Source organism: Algoriphagus sp. CAU 1675 (assembly GCF_029222925.1).
Lineage (GTDB): Bacteria > Bacteroidota > Bacteroidia > Cytophagales > Cyclobacteriaceae > Algoriphagus.
Window position 1 is genome coordinate 600,671 of sequence record NZ_JARHUI010000002.1, and the last position, 23,799, is coordinate 624,469.

Below are 23,799 nucleotides of genomic sequence, written 5' to 3' on the forward strand. Positions count from 1 at the left end.
TTCTAAACGTTTCCTGCAGCAGGTTGTTTTAGAATGCAGATCGTAAAATATGAAAAGCAAACTTCATTCCATAAGAGTTCAGATATTTTTCACCTTTTTATTCCTGTTTTCCCTCTTTGGAATACAGTTTTTTGCTATTTCGCAGGGATTCAATAATAACGAGTGGATTTTTGGGTATTGTGAGACCAGCACAGACAACAATTACCTTTCTTTTGGAAAAGGAGGAACAGCAACCGTTCAGACACTACCGAGTACGGTGCTGATCGGAAAAGACAACAATGCAATCGCCATCGATCCGATTTCTGGGCAACCACTTTTCCTCACAAATGGTGTACTGGTCTATGACTACAGTAATGATCCGATCCAAGGCAGCGCTCCGGGATTAAACGGGGATTTGGACGGTAGGCAAAAAGTCGCCACGGGATTCCTGGAGTATGACCCTGAAGGCAATAAGCTTTTTTACATATTCTATATTTCACCTGCCGGACAGCTTCAATACGCAGTGGTGGATATGAATGCCCCAGGCCAAGCCAGCGGAAACGAACCTCCACTGGGAGAAGTTACTTCCAAAGATGTGACCATTGGATCTGCATCCGGAGCCATTCTCGTCGTAAAAACCCCTTCTTCTCCTTCCTACCTCATCAGCTTTGATGGAGGAAACCTGATTTCCAGAAGACTGGAAGCTACGGAAGGTTCATTTACAGAAACTGATAATCAAGGTATCCCATTCACTCCAAAGGCCATCGTTTTTGATGAGTCCAGAGGACAATTGATCCTGATCCCGGAAAACCCGAATGAGGATATTCTGGTATTGGATTTCGACACATCAAATGGAAGCTTTGGAACCCCAAGACCAATCACGCAGTCAGGAGGAATCGATGCCATTGAGGGTGCAGCCTTTTCACCAGATGGGTCCTTTATTTACTTTTCAAGAGGCAATCAGCTTTTCCGTGTACCCACTTCCAACCTTACAGCAGCACCGGAAGCAATTCCATTGGACAGTAGCCTTCATGCAGTCTATGATGTAAAAACAGGTCCTGATGGCCAGCTGTATTACATTTATGAGGAAACGGCCGGAGGGCCACAGCTCATCGGGAGGGTTCCCAATCCGGATGAAGCAGACCTCAGTTTACTAACAGTTGAAGAAGATCCTTTTACAGGTACGGATTTTTGCGGGACCATTTTCCCCGTTTTTGCACCCAATGCGAACATCTCCGCCCAAGTCGATTTTACTTGGTCTCCTGATGAGCCCTGTGCCAACAACCCTGTTCAGTTGACCTCTGAAATCACTCCCGCCAATTACCAACCGGTTTCTTTCAGTTGGGAATTTGATCCCCCTTTGACCGATGCTGACGGAAACCCGATTGATGCAGATTATTCCGAAGAACATTTTCTGGTTCCTGCAGACGCAGCCCAGAATCAAAATATTTCAGTTACGCTTACGGTAACCTTTGCAGACGGAAGCACAGATACAGTAAGCAAAAACATTCCCCTTTCAGAAAACAATCTAGAGGCAAATTTTACCCCATCGGACACTACCCTTTGCGAAGGCCAGTGTGTGGACATTGGTGCTCTTTTGGAGGCTCAAAGTACCGCCGGGCAGCAGGATGGAGAGGCTCCAAGTGGATCAGGAGATCAATATGAGTACTTCTGGTCCAATTACCGGGATGAGGGCTGGACAAATAGACAGGAAAACGAAGTTTGTCTTCCAGGATTGTATTGGGTAATGGTTCGGGAGCCTGGTTCTTCCTGCTATGCTTATGCAGAAATCCGGGTTCAAATTTGGGATTTGGAGGACCAAAGCAACAACATCTGGTACTTTGGGGACGGAGCGGGGCTGGACTTCAACCCCGACCCGAATGATCCGGATGCCCCCACACCCAGGCCCATCTCGCAACCCCATCCGCAGAATATCCCTGCAGGTACCACGACTATTTCCGATGCAACCGGTGAAGTCCTGTTTTACTCAGATGGACAATCTGTTTGGGACCTGAATGGGAACCTGATGGAAAACGGAGACAATATTGGCGGAGACAATGCTTCAAGCCAATCTGTGATTGCCGTGCCCGTGCCTCAGGAGCAAACGCTATTTTATCTGTTTACCACTCAAGCAACTGCAAGCGGCACGAATGAAGTGAAGTTTTCCTTGGTGGACATCAAAGCTGAAAACCCTTCAGGAATTGGAAATGTGGTTTCCAAAGACAATTTCCTTTTCAGTCCTTCTACGGAACAATCAGCAGGATTCAACGCAGGTGATACCACTTGGGTACTTTTCCATGAATTAGGAAACAACACATTTAGAGCATATCCGGTATCATCCCAAGGAATCGGACAGGCAGTCTTGAGTTCTGTGGGAAGCAATCATGACTACAATTCAGGAATCGGAAGCATGAAATTCAGCCCGGATGGAAGCAAAGTTGCAGTTACCATATCCGAAGGCGGTTGCAATAGGCTGGAAATTTTTGACTTTGATCAGGACACCGGTGAAATGACAGAATATGCCCTACTGGATTTGGGCTGTGATGGGGAGGTTTACGGTCTGGAATTTTCAGACAGTGGAGAAAGAGTTTTGGTTTCGTATAGAAATGGAGGGCCGGGAGTAGAAGAATTCATCATCCAGGCAGTGGAAAATGATGATCCGGATGCAGCTACTTGTCCTGCATGCTTTGGAAATGCCAATACTCGTCCTCAGATCGAACAGTGTATTCTGACCACTCGAAACAACATCAGCGGAACATCTGGGCTAGACCTAGGAGCTTTACAAATAGGACCAGATGGGCAGATTTATGTAGCTGTAGTTGGAGATTCCAGAATTGGTCAAATCAATGTCGGAACAGGGTGTACTACTAGTAGTGCCTTCACCCAAGATGCGGTAGAGCCTATGCCCGGAACTACCAATTTGGGCCTTCCTTCCTTTGTCCAAAACAGCGGAAGCTCCATACCTGAACCAGCACTTGCGGTTCCCGCAAGGCTTTGTCTGGATCCGGACCTTGGTGCAGGTGCCCTGCTGGAAGGTGGCGGAGAACCCGACATTGACTCTTACTTCTGGACTATCACAAGAGATGACGGAACGGTGATTCAAAACAATTTTGGAGGACCTGGGGAAGAATTTCAGACCTTGGACCAAGCTTTCGATGAGCCTGGAATCTATACTGTTGAGCTTCATGTGGACCGCTGTGCGACTGCAGACTACTATGTTGCCACTGCAGAAATCCAGGTGGACGCTCCACCAACCCTGACATTGGTGGATGACGCCACGCTCTGTTCGGGTACACCTGTAACCCTCACGGCAATAGACGGCTATGATCCAGCAGAAGGACTTTATGATTTTGTCTGGACCAATGCGGCGGGTCAAGTATTCGGAGATCAAAACTCCAATTCCATTACTGTAGATGAGGAAAGTATTTATTCTGTAACTGTGAGTTATAGGATTCCGGATGGACTGAGCGATGATGAGGCTTTGCTTTATGCAACCTGTCCCTCCACGGCTGAAGTTTTTGTGGGACCTGCCTTCGAGTTTGATCTGACTCAAACAGCTACTGAAGTCTGCTATGAGGAAACCTCAGTCACATTTGCTCCAAATACGCCGATCTCAGGGGAATGGTATTATGAATTGAACGGGGATCCGAACCGGGTATTTCTGGGTGAGTTTTTCGAACTGGAACTTTGGATCAACACCTTACCTGGTCCGGGTCAATATGAAATCATATTCATTACCGAAGACCCCATTTTGACTGGTTGTATCATTGAAAAACGTCTGGATTTGTTGGTTAACGAACTGCCTCTCCTAACGGCTCTTCAAACCACTCCTGCCGCGGACTGCGCCACCCCTGACGGTTCATTTGAAATCACCATGCAATCCGATGCCATCAGCGTGACTGTTCAGGAAACCGGTCAGGTATTCAGCAATGCAAATGCTGGCGATGTAATTCCAGTTTCGGGCCTTCTTCCAGGAACCTATACTCTAGAAGCAGCAAACAGCAATGGTTGTATTTATATTGCCAGTGTCAATGTAGAAAATGACAATCCCCCGGCGGATTTTGAATACACGGTCAGTTCAACGGATGAAACCTGTAATGCGAATGGAGTTGAACCGGGATTGATCACCATTACCTTCACCAATGGAAATCCGCAAACGGGAACCTATCGTATCGTTCGTCAGCGCGACGGACAGGAATTCACTGGTCCCCTTCCCAATGCAAGCAGCTTTGACATTCAAGTTCCTTATGGAGACTATACCGTGGAAATCCTCGATCCAAACTCCTGCTCTATCCCTAATGCGGACATCTTGACAATTGCCCAAAAATTCCAGGTTCTCTTTTCTGTCCCCACGGATTTCATTGCCTGCGAAAGCTATACTTTCAGCCCTGACTCCCAGCAGGAATTGACTTATTTATTGAGTAATTCATCTGGTACAGAAATACAGCCCGATGGAGATGGGAACTACACGCTTACCCAAAGTGGCATCTATACCATGAGAGGGGAAGACCCTACTGGTGTAAATTGTCCTATGGAAATCCAGATGAACATTGTCGTCACAGAACCCATAGACTTTGATTTGGCAGGGCCGTTTATTGACTGTCAGGCGGGCATCAGATACGAGGCTGTTGTCAACAATGTAGATCCTGCCAATGTGGTTTATCTCTGGAGGGATGAGTTTGGAATCATCGTAGGAAGACAGCCCTTTTTCATACCAAGCCGAGATGGTGATTACAGCCTGGAAGTTCAGCCTACTATTGGTGGTCTTTGCTCTACCCCTGAAATTCCTTTCAGCGCTGAGATTTTGGACGAAAATGTTGATGTGGAATTAGATGTTGCTCCATTCTGTCTTGGGCAAAGCAGCACCTCGATCACGGTTGTAGCTGATATGGCCCAAGTTGCAACTATTGAATGGTATTCTGTACAGGGAGGCACCCGCACCCGAATTCCAGATTTTGATGATTTGCCTATCATAGATGTAAGTAATGAAGGCACCTACGAAGTTTTATTAAGAAGTGCGGCAGGATGTGAGATGGGAAGAGCAAGTGGAGAGGTAATTCAATCCACCATCATCCCTCCGGTAGTAGAAACCGGTTTTACCATCTGTGCTCTTGAGGGGGTAACTACCACTTTGCGCCCGGGACAATACGACAACTATTCCTGGGTTTTGAATGGCGTGGAAGTTTCCCAAGACTCGGTCTTTACCCCTACTGAGCCTGGCATTTATGAATTGACTGTATCAGACAATTTGGGTTGCGAATATGTAGAGACAGTTGAGGTTTTTGAGGATTGTGACCTGAAGGTCTCTTTCCCTTCCGGCATGGTTCTCAACGATCCCAGCAGAAATTTCATTCTTTATGCAAATGAGTACATTGATGATGTAGAAGTTTTTATTTTCAACCGTTGGGGAGAATTGATCTTCTACTGCACTCATGAAAACATAGAGCCCGCTCAGGAATTTTGCCCTTGGGATGGAAAAATGGACGGTAGTTTTGTGCCAATCGGAACATATGCGGTATTGGTACGGTTTACCAGTAGAGATCAAAACAAAACCCAACAAATCACCAAAGCCATTACGATTATTCAATAGCATGTTAATTTTAATTTCACCTGCCAAAACACTCGATTACAGTACGCCACATTTTCAGGAGTTCAGCCAGCCGGAATTCACTTCGGATATCAAGTCCCTGGTGGCTGTGATGAAGAAAAAATCAGCGCAAGAAATCTCCGACCTCATGCATGTCAGTGAAAACCTGGCAAATTTGAACGAAGAGCGGTACAAAACTTTCCAAAAAGAATTCAACACCGAAAATTCCAAACAGGCACTTTTAGCTTTCAAAGGGGACGTTTATACCAAAATTGAAGTTGACAGCTACAACAAGGAAGACTTTGACTTTGCACAAAAGCACTTAAGAATCCTTTCAGGACTGTATGGATTATTGAAGCCTCTGGACCTGATCCAACCCTACCGGCTTGAAATGGGAACCCGCCTGGAAACCAGCAAAGGAAAAAACCTATACGAATATTGGGATAAAAAAATCGCCAAAGCCATCAATCAAGTTGCTGAAGGTGCTCCCATCATCAATCTGGCTTCTCAAGAATATTTCAAGGCTGTTGACACCAAAACTTTAACATCCCCGGTGATCACCATTAACTTCAAAGAATACCGGAACGGGAAATACCAGATAATCGGTCTTTTTGCAAAGCAAGCCAGAGGTATGATGACCAATTTTGCCATCAAGAATAAGATCTCCAATCCCGAAGATCTCAAAACCTTTAGAGAAGAGGGCTATGAATATTCCGAGCCATTGAGCTCAGATACGGAATGGGTATTCGTTAGATAAAATTCTGCCCGGGTTTCTAATAAAAGCCCGGGCTTTTTTCTTTTTGGGGTTTTGGAGTCCATCTTAATAACCTTATCCGCTCACATCAGCGATTTTGATCTTAGCAGATGGTCTGTCATATAGTCCTGATCTACAGACTTATTTTTTATTTTGCCATCAGCCATTAAAATAAAATTTTATGGGCGGAAAAGTTGAAATCCGATATTTTTCATATTTTCAGCTGTTTCAAATGATTGTCAACCCTTTACTCTAAATCCAAAACCTAAATCTATGACGCAATCTATTAACCGTACTGCCTTATTCAATGCCAGTTGCCTGGCGTTGATTACCACCGCATTTACTTTTGCGATACGTGCAGGTATCCTCCCTCAGTTGGGCGAAGAATTTGGCCTTTCAGCAGAGCAACTTGGATTCATCAATTCCATGTGGTTCTTGGGCTTTCCTATTTCAATGATACTAGGTGGACTTTTCTACCACACGATCGGACCAAAGGTGATTATGAATATTGCCTTTATCTCCCACACCATCGGTATTTTATTGACCATCTTTGCAGGAGGCTATACCACCTTGCTCATTTCCACCCTCTTTATTGGATTTGGAAACGGATGTACAGAAGCAGCATGTAACCCAATGATTGCGGACATGTACACAGGTGTGAAGATGAACAAAATGTTGAATCGTTTTCATATGTGGTTCCCAGGCGGGATTGTATTGGGAAGTTTGATTTCCAAATTCATGACTGACTTCGGTTTTGGTTGGGAAGCTCAAATCTGGATCATGATGGTTCCAACAATCGCATATGCAGTTCTTTTCTTTGGAAAGGCTTTCCCAAAACCATCCGTAGAGGGAGCAACTTCTGTATCAAGCAACTTCAAGGCGATGATCAGTCCGCTTTATATTTTCTTGTTCATCTGTATGGCAATCACTGCTATCACCGAGTTTGGAACCCAGCAGTGGGCCAACGTAGTATTGGATAGTTCCGGTGCAAGTGGTATGTTGATTTTGGCATTGACCACTGGAGTAATGGCAGTAGGCAGATTCTTTGCTGGACCTGTAGTAGGTAAGCTTGGACAAACTGGCGTTCTTCTTGGAGGAGCCATTTTTGCCACCATCGGTATTTATATGTTCAGCGTCGTAACGGGCCCAATGGCCTATGTTGCAGCCGTGATTTTCGCAGTTGGCGTTTGTTATTTCTGGCCGGTAATGGTAGGGGCCGTTGCTCAGAGAGTTCCATTGAGCGGGGCCTTGGGGATGTCTATCATCGGTGGTGTGGGTATGTTCTCCACTGCTATTTGGCAGCCGGTGATCGGTAGCTGGATTGACTCTGCAAGAGCATCAAATGTGGCAGCAGGTCTTTCTGGAACCGATCTTGAATTAGCAACTGGTCAGGAGACACTTTTGAAATTGACCATGTTCCCTTCTGTATTGATTGTTTTATTCATCATTCTGTTTATCTGGCAGAAAAATGTGAAGGTTAACGCAGCAGAAGCACATTAATCAATTCATCATTCAATGAAAAAAGCAGCCTAATGGCTGCTTTTTTTGTTTGTATTCTCTTAATCAAAATTCTCAATTTCCGCAGGTATAACTTTGGTACTCGCCTTTAAACAGGGACCAAAGCTTTCCATCATCGTCTCTATATGTAATTGCTTGGGTTCTTACGCTCAATTCCAGACTTTCATTGGTCACAATGGTACTCCCATCCGTCAAAAGAATGGTACAGGGTCCGTCTATCCGCTCAATATCTACAATATCATCAATAATCTTACAAGCGCCGAGAGCCAACAAAACAAAAATTACTGTAAGTTTTTTCATACTTAAAGAGTAAACCTGATTATCGAATATCAAAAAAAACGCCATCTTTAAAAACCGAGGGCTGAAAAATAAAAAAGTCCAACCCCGTTGGGTTGGACTTTGTGACCTCGTCAGGATTCAAACCTGAAACCTCTTGAGCCGTAATCAAGTGCTCTATTCAGTTGAGCTACGAGGCCGAATTGGTTTGCAAAAGTACGTATAAATCGATTTTTTCCAAACAGTCAATCCAAGGTTTTTAGAATAAATATCGGAAAGCAGTAGCTGTCCGAATTTTAGCTTAAGAATTATTAAGAACAAAAGAAGGGTAAATCCTTTATGTTTTTCTATTTTTGCCCGCATTAGACGCCATAAAAGCATCCCGTTAATGAAAAAATTATTTGTATTCCTGTTTGCATTTTCTTTGATCCAAGGAGCCATTGCACAGGAGGAAACCAAGACTGCCAAGATACCTGTTGGTGGTAGACCAAATATTCCTAGTGACCTGAAATTCGAGGTAGGGTTCAGCCTTCTAAACAACCGTCCAGCCGATATCTCTACCAATTTTTTCGGATCCCGCGCTGCAAACCTTTACTATCAATTTCCAGTATCCGTTTTCGGTGAAAACTCAGGTTTCACTTTTAACCCCGGTTTTGGAATCGGCACTGAAAAATATTCCTTCAAGGATGAAATGAATCTTTTCAACAATCCTGAAATCGGCCCTGAATCCAGCCAATATTTGGAACTGACAAAAGTCTTGGGAGAAAACATCACTGTGGACAAAAACATTTTTTCCGCTAACTATTTTGACATCCCTCTGGACTTGACTTATCTCCTTGATAAAAGCAATTATACCAAAGGCTTTAGAGTAAGCGTGGGTGCAAAAGTAGGTTTCCTCTATAATGCGCACACCAAGATTGCCTACACCGACGAGGACGGCCTCAAAAGAAAGGTGAAAGACAGTCAGAATTATGGGATGGAAAAAATTAGATATGGCCTATCCATCAAAGCTGGAAGCCCTGGATTTTATGTCTGGAGTTATTTTGGCCTAAATCAGATGTTCCAGGAGGGAGTGGGACCATTTGAAACAAAAGCAAGTCAAGTGAGCTTTGGTTTGGCTGTAAATCTATTCTAAAAAGTTCTTTCTGAATCAATACTAAACCGGGATAATTCCCGGTTTTTTTATGCCCAAATCCAAAGGAAGCCCAAGTAACAGCTCACAAATCCAAAAAAGAATCCGACATAGACCTCCATGGGTTTATGTGCATTTAGGCAGAGCCGTGAGGAAGCTACGGCCCCGCTCAGAATCAATGCTCCCAAAAGTGGATACAAAACCTCAAAATTGGGGAATTTCAAACCCAAAACGAGCACTAAAGCCAATAAGCCTCCCACTCCGGTCATATGGGCTGACATTTTCCAGAAAAAGGTAACTACAGTCAAAAACAAGACTACAAGTGAAACAAGTCCCAGAGAAAGCCATAAGACGGGGTCCAGCTCAGATACTTGATAGAGGAAATATACAGTCAACAGGAAATACAAACTGGTCACAGAGAAAGGAATCATCCTATCCTTGATTTCAGCCATATGAAGGCTTTTGACAGTCCCGCTCAACCTTAAACCGATGATTGTGATCATGGGAATCACTAAAGTCGATAACACAATCAAATAATAAATACGCAACTTAAATTCAGCGGGTATGCTACTAGCCTCAGGAACTGCAAATAGAATCAGCCAAAAAACCAGAGAAGGCATCAATAAGGGCTGAAAAACGATGGATACAACAAGGGCAATTTTCCTCAGCACTACAGCTCCTTTCTTAATCTTGCCACAGGAATCTGAAGTTGTTCCCTGTACTTAGCCACCGTTCTCCTCGCAATATTATATCCTTTTTTATTGAGCATCTTCACCAGTTTATCATCCGACAAAGGCTTCTTCTTGTCCTCTTCATCCACCATAGCCTGCAGCACGGATTTGACTTCCCGATTACTCACATCTTCCCCACTGTCGGTGGCAATTCCTTCGGAGAAGAAATATTTCAAAGGAAACACCCCAAACTCAGTCTGTATGGACTTGCTGTTTGCCACGCGAGAAACGGTGGAGATATCCATGTCGATTTTTTCAGCGATATCCTTCAAGATCATAGGGCGGAGATTCGTCTCATCCCCATCCAGAAAAAATTCCCTCTGATAGTCGAGAATTGCCTCCATAGTCCTTAACAAAGTATTCTGTCTCTGCTTGATTGCATCAATAAACCACTTGGCTGCATCGAGTTTTTGCTTCACAAATGTGACCGTCTCCTTCAGCTTCTTATCCTTTTTGTCGCTTTTGTCATAGGCGTCAAACATATCTGCATAGGAACGGGAAATTCGAAGCTCAGGAGCATTCTTGGAGTTTAGACTGACTTCCAGTTTACCTGAATTGTTCGCCAGAATAAAATCAGGGATGATATACTGCGTACGCACCAAGCCGTCAGAAATCCCTCCCGGTTTTGGGTTGAGCCGAGTGATCAAATTGACCGCTTCTTTGGTCTCCTCTTCGTTAAGGTTGCACTTTCTCTGGATCTTTGGATAATGCTTTTTGGTAAACTCCTCAAAGCAATCATGGACGATCATCAGTGCATGTTGGACCACTGGATCTTCTGGGTGTTCCCTTCTCTCCAGTTGAAGGATCAAACATTCCTGAAGATTTCGGGAAGCGATCCCCGGAGGATCAAAAGTTTGGATTTTACGGAGGATCTCCTCCAGTTCATCAATATCCGTTTCGATATTTTGACTGAATGCCAAATCATTAATAATAGCTTCCAGATCCCGCCGGATATAGCCGTCATTTTCAATACTACCGATCAGCTGCTGACCGATTAATTTCTGACGGTCATCCAACTTCAAAAAATTGAGCTGGGAAATCAATTGCTCATGCAAAGAAGCCTGGCTGGAGATTGGAATCTCCCTGTCCTCCTCATCCGGATTGTAGTTTCCATCCCCTTGCATCTTATAACCGCCATATTCCTCATCCAGATAATCATCCAGATTCACATCCCTGTCGTCCTGATGGATATCGTCCTCATAGGTGTCCTCGAACTCATCCTGAGTTGATTCAGAGGCTTCCTCCTTCCCTTCTTCCAGTGCCGGATTGACCTCCAATTCCTCCTCAATGCGTGCATCCAATTCTGCAGTCGGAACCTGCAGCAATTTGATAAATTGAATTTGCTGAGGAGAAAGCTTCTGAGAAAGAGACTGGCTAAGATTTAGCTTTTGCATTTTAAATCAAATAAAACCTGCTACCGGGGTTCAAAAAAGGCTTTTTCTAAAGAAAAAGCCCTGATATCAAAGTTAGGAAAAACGAGCAATTTTTTGACAAAAAGGTGATTTAATCGTTTTTTTGCATTCCACTTAAAAGACAGAAAATTCTGCCTTTTTCAAATAATTCTCTAATGGCATTTAATAAGCGGGTAAAAATCAAAACCATCCTGGAGCAAAACCCAATCGGCTCCGAGATTACCATCATGGGATGGGTCAGAACCAAGCGTAGCAATAAGAACGTTTCTTTTATCGCTATGAATGACGGGTCAGTGATCACCAATTATCAGGTGGTGGCAGACCCAAATCTAATCCCGGAAGAAATATTAAAAAAATGTGCCACTGGAGCCTGCCTGAAAATCAGCGGAACTGTAGTGGAATCCCAGGGATCCGGACAGGCTTCTGAACTGAATGCAAGTACCATTGAGGTCCTCGGGGAAGCAGATCCTGAAAAGTATCCGCTACAACCGAAGAAGCACTCTTTGGAGTTTCTACGTGAAATCGCACATCTCAGAATGCGTACCAACACCTTCAGTGCGGTATTCAGAGTGAGACATGCTTTGGCATTTGCAGTTCACCAGTACTTCAACAACAAAGGTTTTTTCTACATCCATACCCCGATTATCACAGCGTCTGATGCTGAAGGTGCCGGAGAGACCTTTAAGGTCACTACTTTGGACATCACCAACCCTCCCCGTACTTCCGAAGGAGAGGTTGACTTCAAGCAGGACTTTTTCGAGAGAGAAACCAATCTGACTGTATCCGGTCAATTGGAAGGGGAACTGGCTGCTTTGGCTCTTTCCGAGATTTACACCTTTGGTCCTACTTTCCGTGCCGAAAACTCCAATACCACCCGTCACCTGGCGGAATTCTGGATGATAGAACCGGAAATGGCCTTCTACGATGCAGAGGACAATGCTGATCTAGCGGAAGACTTCCTGAAGTATTTGATCCGATATGCGCTGGAAAACTGCCAGGAAGATTTGAAGTTTCTTGAGTCTAGACTGCTAGACGAAGAAAAGTCAAAACCTGCTGATCAAAGAAATGAAATGAGCCTGCTTGAAAAACTCCGCTTTGTGGTGGACAATGAGTTTGTCCGCATCACTTATACGGAGGCTATTGACATTCTGAGAAATTCAAACCCGAACAAGAAGAAGAAATTCCAGTATTTGATCGAAAGCTGGGGTGCTGATCTTCAATCGGAGCATGAACGGTATTTGGTTGAGAAACACTTTAAGAAGCCAGTGATCCTAACCGATTACCCGAAAGAAATCAAGTCCTTCTACATGCGTCAAAATGAAGATGGAAAAACTGTAGCAGCCATGGACATTCTATTCCCAGGAATCGGAGAGATTGTCGGCGGTTCCCAGCGCGAAGAGCGTTTGGATGTATTGCTCCAGAAAATGGACGAAATGAACATCCCAAAAGAAGACATGTGGTGGTTCCTGGATACCAGAAGATTTGGTTCTACCCCACACTCCGGATTCGGATTGGGTTTTGAGCGAATGGTCCAATTTGTGACTGGCATGGGAAATATTCGGGATGTCATCGCCTTCCCGAGAACCCCAGGAAATGCAGAATTTTAATCAATACATCCCCGGCTAACCAGTCGGGGATTTTTGTTTTATTTAAATAGGCTGGTAAATTAAAAAGTTTCAAAACTTAAAAAGAATTTTTACGAGTCCCTGTCTTGGTCGCAACTGTAAGCTCTGAAAATTCATGAAGTTTGAAGAACTCGTAAAGCTCTCAAATTTCTTGTTATTTAAAATATTTTGGACTTCTAGACCTAACTCCCATTTTGAATTTGGAATTATCCACCGGTATGAAAAATCTAAAAACTTAGTCGAAGATTTAGATGAGTTTATACTTGCCCAAGAAATTGTTGAATTATAGTCTATCCCAAAGACTACATTATCGGAAGGAAAAAACTCAATCTGACCGGTGTGTGTCAAAAAGAAAACTTGATTAAAATCCTCTTTTCCAAAACCATTTTCAAATTTGTAGAAAGTGGACTGAAATGATAATCCCAAAATCTTCCTTGGCTTAAACAAATATGACAGACCAAAATTGGTTGTTTGGATATTTATTTCTGTTAAAGCATCATTTATTATTCTCGGAGAGACCCTATTCTGAAAAGATGCACTGCCTGATAAAGTAGAATAAATCGATGAAAAGTATTTACTTAATTGAACACTGCTAACAAGTGTTTTACTTTCATTTTCTAGGTTCATCGCAGAAATTATCGTTTCACCAAGGGGAGAAATAAGGTTTTGAGAAACCGTATTTCTCAGATAATTATTTAAGGACAACCTGCCGCTTATAAACCAAGATGTCACCGGATCCTTGAAATAAAGTCCCAAAGAATAATTCGCTCCTATCAATTCAGGTAGATTAGAATTTAACTGATAAATAGTCCGGAAATTCCTAAAAACTCTGCCCGAAAATTTTTCATACAGTGTACCAAAATCATTGCTTTTCTTAAGAGTAAAAGTAGAGTAGATTTTTCCGCTAAACTGATACCTACTATAGAAATAAGGTTCAAAAAAAACTTGGCTGGATTTGGTTGACTTTGAACTTTCAAAATGATCTTGTATTTGAATTCGTTGAACCTTTAATGGGAGATCAAGTTGAAAAGTCCATTTTTCATTTTTAAACTGAAAAGACTGTTTTAGATAAGTATTAAATATTTCATAAGAGGAATGGTTTGAATAAAAAACAGATTGGCCTTCATCTTCCAAAGTACTTCCTCCTATACCACTATTTAAAACATCTGACATAAATTTGAATCCTATATTTGGTGAATAGGATATTTTTCTTGAAAGCTTCGTTGAAAACCCAACTGAATTATTGGTAAAAAGCCTATCAAAACTCACTTTTTGAAGTAATTTTGGCGTCTCACTTCCTGATTCAGAAACAAGAAAAAGAGAAGGGCTAACTTCCAAATGCTGATCTGTTCCTTGGTAGGAAAGCTCCGATTTCACTTCGGCCAAAACCCCAAAAAATGGCTTAATCAATTGAAAGGAATTGGCCAATGTTAAAAATGGCAACTTAGCATTTTGGTTTCGCAAAAGTCCTGCAAATAAGGTTTCAGAACGATCTTGATGTCTAAAAATCTGGAAACTAACTTTATTAGAAAGAAAACTTTTAGCAATATTTTTAGTCAAAGTCAAATCGCCCCAAGTTTTCACAGGCTTCATCTTGATGGTCTTTTCTTCCGAAAAAGATATAGTATCTGCCTGAGGAAAATAGATTGTTGAAGATGACTTTCCAAAAGCAGATAAGTCTTGGTGAATATGTCCAATGTTTAGACGAAACTCAGACTCATTTTTGAGTTTTGACAGTGTATTAACTGACCATAGGTGGCTTTTATTAAAAAACAATTTTTCCGATGGAATTAGCCCTGAATTTATGTTGTCAACTTGAACCCAAGGAGCAATTAAAGGGGTAGAAAAGTCACTTGACTTAAGGTCTTCAACAGTTAATACAACTGATTGATTTTCATAATTTTCTCCTATTGAATTAGTACGAATACTATTTAAAGTTTGAAACCGGGAAGAAAATAACATTGGAGAAAACTCGGAATCCCAAAGCAATGGAGACAACCCCAAACCCGCTTCTCCTGTCCCTGACCAAACATTCTTTTTCTTGAGTTTTATATTTAAGGATGCCCTATCAGAAAAAACCAAGCTATCTAAAACACGAATTGGCTGATGATTTTCAAGAATTTGAATTGATTCAACTGCATCAGCAGCTATTGTTGAATTGGCAAGATTATATCTCCCTTCTAGTAGATCAAGGCCTTCTATATAAAACTTTTGCAATGGCCTTCCCTCATAAGAAATCATCCCATTTCCTGATACTTCCAAACCAGGGAGTCTTTTTATCACATCCCCAATTACGCGATCAGAGGCCCGGTAGAAACCCGAAACATCATAGGAAATGGTGTCATTTCGAATTGAAATGGGATTTTTAATCCCATCCACTGTAAACTCATCAAGATCAAGGACGGTTGTCAAAGCCAAGATTTCAATTTCCAAGGAAGAGTTTTTAACCTTCATTAAAACAGGCTGAATAGTCATTGATCTAGCCTGGATTAAGACTGTATCCAAAGGTATTTGTATGTCTATTGAAAAAAAACCTTCAATATCTGTCACCCCAAATGCCAAGGTAACCGAATCTTGAGGGTTTTTGACTAAAATATTAACAGCAGGAATAGGAGTGTCATCCTTTTGATTCTTTACAATCCCCCTGAGTTGGGCAATTGATTCAGACCAAAATAAAAAAAGAACAACGGCTAAAGCGAATCCACGCATTTACTAATTAACTTTCTTTTCCAAAGGGTTATTCGCTTTATCATATCTGGCTTGAACCTGCTGGATATTTTGACTTGACACATTTGCCTGAGGCTTCCCAATTAAGGCCTTGGTTACATCTCGGTACATTTCAAGTTTCGCTTTGTAATAAGCAGATTTTGAAAGGGCGATTGGATTTTTGAGAGTTAAATCCTCCATGCTTTGATTTCTTTTTTCGATACCCTTGATAATAAATGAATAATGTACTTGGGAGTCATGAATTTCTAATATTAAACCTGGGAGCCCATTAAAAACATAAGGACCATCATTTAAAGGTATTTCTTCTGAGAACCAAGCCGTGTAATTCCTGCCAGAATAGGTTAAGACTGCTTTTTGTGCTTTGTATCCCAAAATTGTTTTTGTTTCCGCTTGAATTTCCCAAGGCAAAGGACCAAGAGGTTGGTCATATTTATAATTATCAAAAAACAAGGATTCAAAAACTGTAATCTGGTTTTCTTTAAAATTCTTGTGAATTGAATATTTAAATGAGGGTGACCTTACTGCATTTACTCTCCCCATAACACTTGCAATATTACCCTGAGTTGGGGCTCCTGAAGAAGATACCTTGATGATGGAGTCCCGCTGGAAGGCAAAATAACTTTGAAATACACTATAGTTTTCACCTAACCAAAGTACCATCAAATCATTACCCTTTTCTGATGGGTTCAAAGAATCAGTGACAAATTCAACCTCATAATAAACTGCCATATTAGCAACTTGGGCTGCGGATCTTAGAGTTAGAAAAAAACCCAGAAACAGAAAAACAAAAGAAAACTTCATAAATAAAAACCAGTTATTTGAAACAAAGAGGAAATTGGGAGATAAATCTCCCAATTTTTTAAAACATATTACGGAGCAATACTTTCGCCACAATAGAATTCTTCCCATTGCATTGCATCCTCCAAAATCTCTTCTGTAGTACAGCCAGAAGCAACTGCTAATTTTCCGCAAGAGGTGTTTACAGGCACGAAAACCATTTCACACGCAAATGCGCTTCCGATCGATATTAATCCGAACACTCCAAAAAGAACTGAAAACTTTTTCATTTTGTTGAAATTAAGAGTAAAACATAAAACTTAAAAATCTCTAGAGACTGAACAAACTTAAAGATTAATTAAAACTAAAGATGTGATATTTACATATTTGGATTATCTTGAAAAATTAAAGGATTAATAAATCTTAAAAATTCATAACCAATACTTTATAAAAACAAAAAAGTTAAACTAATTTTTTAGCAAAACTTTAAAACAACTATTTTTTTTTGCATTAATGAATAGTCGACATTTCAGTTTTTATAAGAAAAAAATTTATATAAACGGTTATTTATCAATTTAACTCACAACCTTCACTCTTCTCGCCAAAGGAATACACAGGATACTGAAAAATATAGCCAAATAGCCCACCAAATTAAAATTGGTCAATTGACCAAGCTCATTTTCTCCTATAATCATTCCTGCAATCAAAGATGCCAAACCGGCGGCAAGCTGCTGGACCGCTGAGTTAAAGCTCAAAAAACTCCCTCTGTTTTCCGGCCTTGCTGTCCCTGTGATAATTGCCGCAGCAGGAACATACCTCCCATTGGAAGTCACAAAAAACAAGGTAGTCACCATCAAAACCAATGGAATAGGAGTCACCCCCAAATGGGTGATTACCCCAATCGGAATCAGGTTGAGCAGCATGAAAATCGTGAATATCTGTAGCTTCCCATGCCTATCTGCCAATTTCCCTACCCAAGGAGAAGTAAAGATGGTAAAGGCACCTCCGGCTATATAAACATAAGTCAATTGCATTTCAGTAAACCCAACATTAGCCACATTGTATGGGCTCAAAAAGGGTATGATCATAAACTGTCCAAACATCATCATCACCGAAAGGGTAATTGCCCGCATTTGGTTGGAATTCCCGGTTACCCTTGAGATCACTTTAAATGGATGGGGTCTATGCTCTTCTTTTCCTAAATGCTCTGAAATAGATGGAATAAACTTACCGATCATTCCCAAACTGATCAAGGACAAAACCCCCAAAATATAGAATGGAGTATGCCAATCGGAAAGACTGGCCAGAAAGAGGCCTAGAGGAACCCCCATCACAGAGGCAAAGGAAAACGCTGCCATCACAAGTCCCATGGCCCTTCCTCTTCTTTCATTGGGAACCACATCTCCAATAATAGCCAAAATCAGGGCAGAGGTGAGCCCTCCAAAAACACCTGAAACCACTCGGGCTATCAGAAGAATGGCATAATTGGGAGAGAGTGCACAACCTAGGGTTCCCAAAGTGAATCCTATATAAACCCAAATAAGGATATGTTTTCGATCAAACCGATCCAAAATAAATGCTCCAAAAAAAGAAGAAATCCCTGCACTGAATGTGTAAGAGGAGACCAGTAAGCCAAATTCTTTGGGAGATATTTCAAAAATCCGCATCAACTGAGGCCCTAAGGGCATCAGTATCATAAAATCAACAATATGGATAAAATTGATGACGGCTAAAGTCCAAAGTATTATCCTTTCATTTTTCATCTCAAAAACTTTTAACCCAAACCTTGATCGAAAAGGGATAGTTCACCAATACCAGAGGAATTCAAAAAATATTCATTTTAACAAAAGTCTCGGGAATCGCCTCTATAATATCGGAAGCAATCATACCCCTGTGTTTCTGTTTTCCAGCAAGCTCTCCTGCAAGTCCGTGATGATAAACAGCACAAAGAGCCGAATTTTCAGGACTGTATCCCATTCCCAAAAAGGAAGTAATCATCCCGGTCAGAACATCCCCTGCACCTCCCGTCCCCATAAAAGGAGTTCCTGAGGAATTGAATACCTGCTTTCCATCTGGAAAACTGATCAGGGTATTGGCTCCTTTTAGGACGAGGATCAGCTTATGTCTTCTCGCAAATTCCCTCGCGAGGGCTATTCTTTCCTCATGATTTGCAGAAGGACCTGCCAAGCGGGCAAATTCACCTATATGAGGGGTAAGAATTGATTTTTCAGGAAGTAATTGAATCAGATCCGGATATTTTGCGAGGATATTTAAGGCATCAGCATCGAAAACCATAGGCTTTTTATAATCCTGCAGCATTGATTCCAATTGGTTTTTGCGATTATCCTGACCCCATCCGGGACCTACCCCTATCGCATCAAAGAAATCCGCATTGGGGATCAGACCCCAGGAACACATGGCTTCAGGTACATTTCCCTGCACAATACCTCTTTCTGTTTCATCAATATGGCATGTCACCAAGCCCGAACCGGTCCGGAGGGCACTCTTGGCCGCTAAGGAAATTGCTCCCATTTTCCCTGGACTTCCCCCTACCAAAAGAATTCTCCCAAAATCACCTTTATGAGAAAAGCGATGAAATCCCCGGTGTAGGGAAAACACATCCTTTTCCTGAAGGAAATACAATTGAGAATCGAAGGCCTCATATAAAACATCATCAATTCCAATGTCCCTCACTACCAGGTCTCCACAATAATCTACATGCTCAGGATAAAGAAGGGAAAGCTTTGGAAAGGCAAAGGTGACCGTGACGGCAGCTCTGACGGCAGCACCTTGATAACAGCCTTCTGCAGGCATACCACTGGGAAGGTCCACACTGATGATTTTCCCCTTAAAGATATTGATCTGATTGATTACCGTCTCCGCCTCGGGCTTTAACGCACCCTTTAAACCCACTCCAAGAAATGCATCAATCAACACACCTTGATTAGGAATTCCCGAATCCTTGAACGAATACTCAGGAATTTCTTTGGAAAGCATATGATAATTTCTCAAAGCATCAGGGCTTAATCTTTCCAAAGTTTCAAAGCATTTCACCAAAGACACCTGATAACCTTTAGCATGAAGCATCCTGGAAATGGCCAGTCCATCACCACCGTTATTTCCGGCCCCAACATACACCAAAATCGGCATCTCAACCTCAAAAGCTTCCTCCATGAACCAATCCACAAAAGAGGTGGCGGCCATTTCCATTAATTCGTAACTGGATTGGCCACTTTTTTCGCAGTGAAGTCGGTCCAGTTCTTTTACCTGATTTCCCTGAAGTATTTTTATCATGAGTCCTTTTGGTTTGCCATAGAATACTTGGGCTTAGGAATAGACACCTTCAGTAAAAACCCAAGTCCAATTAGAAAGAAAATTCCAAGGGAGAGGGCGCTATTTCTCATACTACCCGTCATTTGCTCAATAATCCCGTAGGAAAATGTCCCGAGTACAATTGCAATTTTCTCAGTAACATCATAGAAACTAAAGTAGGAAGCATGATCCGTAGTTGACACAGGAATAAGTTTGGAAAAGGTAGATCTAGAAAGTGACTGTATCCCTCCCATGACCAAACCAACAACAAAGGCAAGGGCGAAAAACTCATAGACTGTATAGACAAAATAAGCTCCACAGCATAGCAAGAACCAAACGGAAACCATAATCACCAAACTCTTTTTATTGCCATAGATTTTGGATATAAAAGCGAAAAAGTAGCTCCCTATGATAGCAACGAATTGGATGATCAAAATGGTTAAGATCAACTGATCTCCGGGAAGCCCCAATTCCTTATCTCCGAAAAGAGCAGCCAGGTACATAATTGTTTGAACCCCCATTGAATAAAAGAAAAAGGCTATCAAAAAGCGGTTCATAACCGTGATCTGTTTTACCTCACGGAACACTTTTCGAATTTCCCGATAGCCATGAAGGAGTAATTTACTGCTGATTTTTTTATTGAATGGATTATTGGGTAGAGCCCTGAAAGGAATCTGGGAAAATCCTGCCCACCAAAAACCTGTAATCAAGAATGATATTCTAGCAGCAACACCTCCATCTGGAATACCAAAAGTCCCTGGAAATTGGATCATAAGAAGGTTCAATATCAAAAGGATAACACTTCCTATATACCCCAAAGCAAAACCTTTGGCACTTAATAAGTCAAAATCCTTTTCTTCAGAAATTTCAGGTAGAAAGGCATTATAAAAGACAATACTTCCAGCATAGCCTACACTTGCCAACACACTACAAATGATGCCAAATTCAAGATTGGATGAGTCGAAGAAAAAAAGTCCAATACAAGACAAAGAGCCCAAATAGGCAAAAAACTTCATGAAAGAAAGTTTCTTTCCACTGCTGTCAGCGATACCCGAAAGCAATGGAGAAAGAAAGGCGATCAAAAGAAATGAAAAAGAAATGGAGTAAGAATAGAGTACAGTGTTGATTATTTCAAATCCGAAAAAATCAACTCGATCTCCTCCATCTATATCCTTTGTAACAGAATTGTAGTACACAGGAAAAATAGTAGATGTAATAACTAGAGAATAGACCGAATTGGCCCAATCATACATGGCCCAGGCATTCTGGACTTTCTTTTTATTGGAGAGCGAAACAAGCATGGTATGAAAATAAAAAAAGCTATCTCAAATGAGATAGCTTTTATATAAGAATTGATTGATACAATTAGTTTTTAACGACTTTACCTACAGAGGCATAAAGAACTCGTCTGGCATCAGCCTCGCGCAATTCTGTCTGCACATCGGAGATAGGCCCCATTTTCACGTCTTTATCAACTTTCATTGAAATGGTAATCATACCTCTCTCAGATTCAGGCAACAAGTCACGCTCCTGGTTAACCCACTGAACGATGTCAGCAGAATTCAACAAAGCGTCATTAGCCTGAACTCTTGGTTCGGAACCGTAAAGAGCGGTATTTTTTGGCTTACCAATATAGATGTAAGAAATAAGGGTTTTCTTTTGCAGTTTTTGCAGCTGAGTAGCCTGAGGAATTTTCTGCTCAACCAAAATCTCCTGCTCTCTCAACACAGTGGTTACCATGAAGAAGAAAAGCAACATGAAGATAATATCTGGCAATGCAGAGGTTGGAATATTCTCAGACGTTTTGGTCTTTTTCTTAAACTTTGCCATATCAACTACCGATTTTATCTGGTTCTGCAATAGAAATCGCCATTGGGATTCCTTCTTTTCCTTTATCTATCAAAGCTTCTTCAGCTTCGTCCTTACCGGTCAAAGCTCTATACTCATCAGTATCGAGATTGACACGGGCAGCATAAATATCGAAGTATGCTTTCTTGGCAAGGTCAAAGATTTCCAGATATTTTTCATAGCTGGTACCACGGTTGGTTTTGATGGAAACTACCGCTTCCCCAGGATGATCTGAAGAATCCTGATCTCTAGCAGACAGTGCCTGGAGAGATGCTGGAAGAGTATTGAATAGCGCACTGGCTTCTTCATCCGGTCTGCCGAAGTTCAATACAAAAGCTTTGATATCCTCATCAAGACCGTTCGCATTATCTCTGTATTCGCCTTCAACCAACAAATCGTCGTTGGCGTTGATCAAAATAGTAAAGATATTACGCTCGTTTTTGTCAATCTCTGGAGGAGGATTGTTTGGATCAAGTTTCGGAGGCAGTACGTTCAAAATACCTTTGTCCGAAGCGATCGTAGTAGTGACGAGAAAGAAGATCAGGAGCAGGAAAGCAATATCTGCCATAGATCCTGCATTGACCTCCTGACTCATTCTATTTTTCTTTCTGGCCATATTACTTGATAGCTTTATTAAATTCTGTGAATACGATGCCTACCAAGGCAATGATTGCTAGAATATAAGTAGTAATTAGCATCCCACCTACAAACTGTGAGCCCTGAGGAGTCAGGTTGAAGGGATCTGCTTCAAATTTTGGAAGTACTTCATTACTTGATACTGAGTATGCAATGAAGAACAATACTACGATACCTACAATGCCAAACACAGTTTTCATCAGGCTCTTTGGATTATCCAAAGACTTTAGCAAAGGCATCAAGATTGACACCACTGCCCCGATTATGATTAGCAAGTAGCTTCCGTATAATAAGATGTCATAAGTATCCATGATGTAGCTTCTTAAAGGTTAACTAGAATAATTGATAATCAGCAAATAGCTCGGATTACTTTCCGGTCAATTTGTGCTTAACCAAGATGTCTACCAAAGAGATAGAAGCATCTTCCATATCGTTAACCAAAGAGTCAATCTTAGCCACACAATAGTTGTAGAACAACTGAAGGATAATCGCAACGATCAAACCAGCTACTGTTGTCAAAAGGGCGATTTTGATACCACCTGCTACAAGGGAAGGAGAGATATCACCAGCTGCTTCGATAGAGTCGAATGCACCGATCATACCGATTACCGTACCCATGAAACCCAACATTGGAGCAAGAGAAATAAACAAAGAGATCCATACAAGACCTTTTTCCAATCTACCCATTTCAACAGAACCGTAAGCGATGATAGATTTTTCTACCATTTCGATTCCTTCAGAGTATCTCATCAAACCTTGGGTAAAGATGGAGGCAACTGGACCTTTGGTGCTCTTAGTAACGTCCTTAGCTGCTTCAACACCACCAGAAGACAATGCCTCTTCCACTTTATTCAAAAGTTTCTTGGTGTTGGTTGTAGAAAGGTTCAAGGTGATGATTCTTTCCAATGCTACTGCAAGACCCAAAATCAAACAGATCAATACAGGAGTCATGTAGATAGGATCACCTTCAATAAATTTCTCCTTAACTACTTGGTGGAAACTTTGCTCTTCAGCAACGATTTCGTCATCAACGATGGCTGGAGCTGCAGCAGGTTCCTCTGCCACTTGGGTTGTTTCTTCTTGTGCTGCAGAATCAGCTTCTGCTTCTTGAGCGTTAGCGAAAACAGGAACAAATAGGATACCTGCAAGCATGAACAAAGCGATTAACTTTCTCATAATGTGATTTTTAAATAGACTTTTGATAAAGGTTAAATGGTTTCTACACTAAAATCGAGTTTTAAAGTTATCATTTTTTAAATTCAAAAAACAATGGACTCTTTTAGATTTTTTCCAAAAATCCCCCTTTTAAACGATCATTTAGGCAATTTTACATAAACGGAAGATTTTCAGAGATCTTTAGCAGTCTCGCTACTTTAAACAAACTCAGCCGAAAGGTTCTCATTTTTCAGCAGAAACAAAAATAAAAATTTACGATTGAAGACAGTTTTTTGAGATTTTAGGTCAAATATTTTTCACTGCAAAAGG

18 protein-coding genes and 1 tRNA gene are annotated in these 23,799 nt (G+C 41.5%); 5 read left to right on the forward strand and 14 right to left on the reverse strand.

The features are described 5' to 3' along the window. Positions 1–49 precede the first annotated feature (49 nt). The 3 genes from P2G54_RS06605 to P2G54_RS06615 all read left to right on the forward strand — a co-directional run bounded on the left by P2G54_RS06605 (position 50) and on the right by P2G54_RS06615 (position 7,820). On the forward strand, positions 50–5,569 hold the full coding sequence (locus tag P2G54_RS06605; RefSeq protein WP_275869418.1) for a gliding motility-associated C-terminal domain-containing protein: 5,520 nt from the start codon (positions 50–52) through the stop codon (positions 5,567–5,569). A 1-nt stretch (position 5,570) separates the two neighbouring features. Continuing rightward, positions 5,571–6,323 carry a peroxide stress protein YaaA gene (gene yaaA, locus P2G54_RS06610; protein WP_275869420.1) on the forward strand — a complete coding sequence of 251 codons (753 nt, stop codon included), beginning with the start codon at positions 5,571–5,573 and terminating at the stop codon, positions 6,321–6,323. A 270-nt stretch (positions 6,324–6,593) separates the two neighbouring features. Continuing rightward, entirely contained in the window at positions 6,594–7,820 is a 1,227-nt protein-coding gene (locus P2G54_RS06615) for an MFS transporter (RefSeq protein WP_275869422.1), read from the forward strand. A 72-nt stretch (positions 7,821–7,892) separates the two neighbouring features. On the opposite strand, the gene P2G54_RS06620 is transcribed toward P2G54_RS06615, so the two are convergent. Both P2G54_RS06620 and P2G54_RS06625 read right to left on the reverse strand, forming a co-directional pair. Beyond that, positions 7,893–8,138, reverse strand: a complete 246-nt coding sequence (locus P2G54_RS06620; protein ID WP_275869423.1) for a DUF903 domain-containing protein — start codon at positions 8,136–8,138, stop codon at positions 7,893–7,895. A 102-nt stretch (positions 8,139–8,240) separates the two neighbouring features. Continuing rightward, positions 8,241–8,314, reverse strand: a tRNA-Arg gene (locus P2G54_RS06625). 188 nt (positions 8,315–8,502) lie between these two features. Here P2G54_RS06625 and P2G54_RS06630 point away from each other — a divergent pair. Continuing rightward, on the forward strand, positions 8,503–9,249 hold the full coding sequence (locus P2G54_RS06630; protein ID WP_275869425.1) for a porin family protein: 747 nt from the start codon (positions 8,503–8,505) through the stop codon (positions 9,247–9,249). A gap of 47 nt (positions 9,250–9,296) precedes the next feature. On the opposite strand, the gene P2G54_RS06635 is transcribed toward P2G54_RS06630, so the two are convergent. Together P2G54_RS06635 and rpoN are read right to left on the reverse strand one after the other, a co-directional pair. Next, positions 9,297–9,749: a phosphatase PAP2 family protein gene (locus P2G54_RS06635; RefSeq protein ID WP_275869427.1), complete on the reverse strand. Its 453-nt coding sequence runs from the start codon at positions 9,747–9,749 to the stop codon at positions 9,297–9,299. A gap of 167 nt (positions 9,750–9,916) precedes the next feature. Beyond that, on the reverse strand, positions 9,917–11,371 hold the full coding sequence (gene rpoN / locus P2G54_RS06640; protein WP_275869428.1) for an RNA polymerase factor sigma-54: 1,455 nt from the start codon (positions 11,369–11,371) through the stop codon (positions 9,917–9,919). A gap of 173 nt (positions 11,372–11,544) precedes the next feature. Here rpoN and asnS point away from each other — a divergent pair, with 173 nt between their 5' ends. Next, positions 11,545–12,996, forward strand: a complete 1,452-nt coding sequence (asnS, locus tag P2G54_RS06645; protein WP_275869430.1) for an asparagine--tRNA ligase — start codon at positions 11,545–11,547, stop codon at positions 12,994–12,996. Between the two features lie 69 nt (positions 12,997–13,065). Here the strand turns inward: asnS and P2G54_RS06650 are convergent, their stop codons facing one another. The 10 genes from P2G54_RS06650 to P2G54_RS06695 all read right to left on the reverse strand — a co-directional run bounded on the left by P2G54_RS06650 (position 13,066) and on the right by P2G54_RS06695 (position 23,490). Continuing rightward, the gene (locus P2G54_RS06650) at positions 13,066–15,723 is read right to left on the reverse strand and encodes a hypothetical protein (protein ID WP_275869431.1); all 2,658 of its coding nucleotides are present in this window, start codon (positions 15,721–15,723) and stop codon (positions 13,066–13,068) included. Positions 15,724–15,726: 3 nt separating this feature from the next. After that, positions 15,727–16,650 (reverse strand): GLPGLI family protein, encoded by a 924-nt coding sequence (locus tag P2G54_RS06655; protein WP_345795463.1) that lies wholly within the window; start codon positions 16,648–16,650, stop codon positions 15,727–15,729. After that, positions 16,611–16,808, reverse strand: coding sequence for a hypothetical protein (locus P2G54_RS06660; protein ID WP_275869434.1), 198 nt, complete (start codon positions 16,806–16,808; stop codon positions 16,611–16,613). The genes P2G54_RS06655 and P2G54_RS06660 overlap by 40 nt, the downstream gene beginning before the upstream one ends. A gap of 285 nt (positions 16,809–17,093) precedes the next feature. Then, a complete protein-coding gene (locus tag P2G54_RS06665) occupies positions 17,094–18,281 on the reverse strand; it encodes an MFS transporter (protein ID WP_275869436.1) in 1,188 nt (395 codons plus the stop codon). Positions 18,282–18,342: 61 nt separating this feature from the next. Continuing rightward, complete coding sequence (locus P2G54_RS06670) at positions 18,343–19,812, reverse strand: NAD(P)H-hydrate dehydratase (RefSeq protein ID WP_275869437.1); 1,470 nt, start codon at positions 19,810–19,812, stop codon at positions 18,343–18,345. After that, complete coding sequence (locus P2G54_RS06675; protein WP_275869439.1) at positions 19,809–21,131, reverse strand: MFS transporter; 1,323 nt, start codon at positions 21,129–21,131, stop codon at positions 19,809–19,811. Before P2G54_RS06675 ends, P2G54_RS06670 begins: the two co-directional genes overlap by 4 nt. Positions 21,132–21,195: 64 nt before the next feature. Beyond that, the gene (locus P2G54_RS06680; protein ID WP_275869441.1) at positions 21,196–21,660 is read right to left on the reverse strand and encodes a biopolymer transporter ExbD; all 465 of its coding nucleotides are present in this window, start codon (positions 21,658–21,660) and stop codon (positions 21,196–21,198) included. Between the two features lies 1 nt (position 21,661). Beyond that, positions 21,662–22,294 carry a biopolymer transporter ExbD gene (locus P2G54_RS06685; protein ID WP_275869442.1) on the reverse strand — a complete coding sequence of 211 codons (633 nt, stop codon included), beginning with the start codon at positions 22,292–22,294 and terminating at the stop codon, positions 21,662–21,664. A 1-nt stretch (position 22,295) separates the two neighbouring features. Further along, positions 22,296–22,625 (reverse strand): hypothetical protein, encoded by a 330-nt coding sequence (locus P2G54_RS06690; RefSeq protein WP_275869444.1) that lies wholly within the window; start codon positions 22,623–22,625, stop codon positions 22,296–22,298. A gap of 55 nt (positions 22,626–22,680) precedes the next feature. Then, positions 22,681–23,490, reverse strand: coding sequence for a MotA/TolQ/ExbB proton channel family protein (locus P2G54_RS06695; protein ID WP_275869445.1), 810 nt, complete (start codon positions 23,488–23,490; stop codon positions 22,681–22,683). Positions 23,491–23,799 lie beyond the last annotated feature (309 nt).

Bases quoted from the DNA above. Each gene is read 5' to 3' on its own strand.
- asnS (WP_275869430.1), top strand. From the start codon at position 11,545: ATGGCATTTAATAAGCGGGTAAAAATCAAAACCATCCTGGAGCAAAAC.
- P2G54_RS06680 (WP_275869441.1), bottom strand. From the start codon at position 21,660: ATGGCAAAGTTTAAGAAAAAGACCAAAACGTCTGAGAATATTCCAACC.
- rpoN (WP_275869428.1), bottom strand. From the start codon at position 11,371: ATGCAAAAGCTAAATCTTAGCCAGTCTCTTTCTCAGAAGCTTTCTCCT.
- P2G54_RS06660 (WP_275869434.1), bottom strand. From the start codon at position 16,808: ATGAAAAAGTTTTCAGTTCTTTTTGGAGTGTTCGGATTAATATCGATC.
- yaaA (WP_275869420.1), top strand. From the start codon at position 5,571: ATGTTAATTTTAATTTCACCTGCCAAAACACTCGATTACAGTACGCCA.
- P2G54_RS06695 (WP_275869445.1), bottom strand. From the start codon at position 23,490: ATGAGAAAGTTAATCGCTTTGTTCATGCTTGCAGGTATCCTATTTGTT.
- P2G54_RS06620 (WP_275869423.1), bottom strand. From the start codon at position 8,138: ATGAAAAAACTTACAGTAATTTTTGTTTTGTTGGCTCTCGGCGCTTGT.
- P2G54_RS06655 (WP_345795463.1), bottom strand. From the start codon at position 16,650: ATGGGAAGAATTCTATTGTGGCGAAAGTATTGCTCCGTAATATGTTTT.
- P2G54_RS06675 (WP_275869439.1), bottom strand. From the start codon at position 21,131: ATGCTTGTTTCGCTCTCCAATAAAAAGAAAGTCCAGAATGCCTGGGCC.
- P2G54_RS06690 (WP_275869444.1), bottom strand. From the start codon at position 22,625: ATGGATACTTATGACATCTTATTATACGGAAGCTACTTGCTAATCATA.
- P2G54_RS06630 (WP_275869425.1), top strand. From the start codon at position 8,503: ATGAAAAAATTATTTGTATTCCTGTTTGCATTTTCTTTGATCCAAGGA.
- P2G54_RS06635 (WP_275869427.1), bottom strand. From the start codon at position 9,749: ATGATCACAATCATCGGTTTAAGGTTGAGCGGGACTGTCAAAAGCCTT.
- P2G54_RS06685 (WP_275869442.1), bottom strand. From the start codon at position 22,294: ATGGCCAGAAAGAAAAATAGAATGAGTCAGGAGGTCAATGCAGGATCT.
- P2G54_RS06665 (WP_275869436.1), bottom strand. From the start codon at position 18,281: ATGAAAAATGAAAGGATAATACTTTGGACTTTAGCCGTCATCAATTTT.
- P2G54_RS06650 (WP_275869431.1), bottom strand. From the start codon at position 15,723: ATGCGTGGATTCGCTTTAGCCGTTGTTCTTTTTTTATTTTGGTCTGAA.
- P2G54_RS06605 (WP_275869418.1), top strand. From the start codon at position 50: ATGAAAAGCAAACTTCATTCCATAAGAGTTCAGATATTTTTCACCTTT.
- P2G54_RS06615 (WP_275869422.1), top strand. From the start codon at position 6,594: ATGACGCAATCTATTAACCGTACTGCCTTATTCAATGCCAGTTGCCTG.
- P2G54_RS06670 (WP_275869437.1), bottom strand. From the start codon at position 19,812: ATGATAAAAATACTTCAGGGAAATCAGGTAAAAGAACTGGACCGACTT.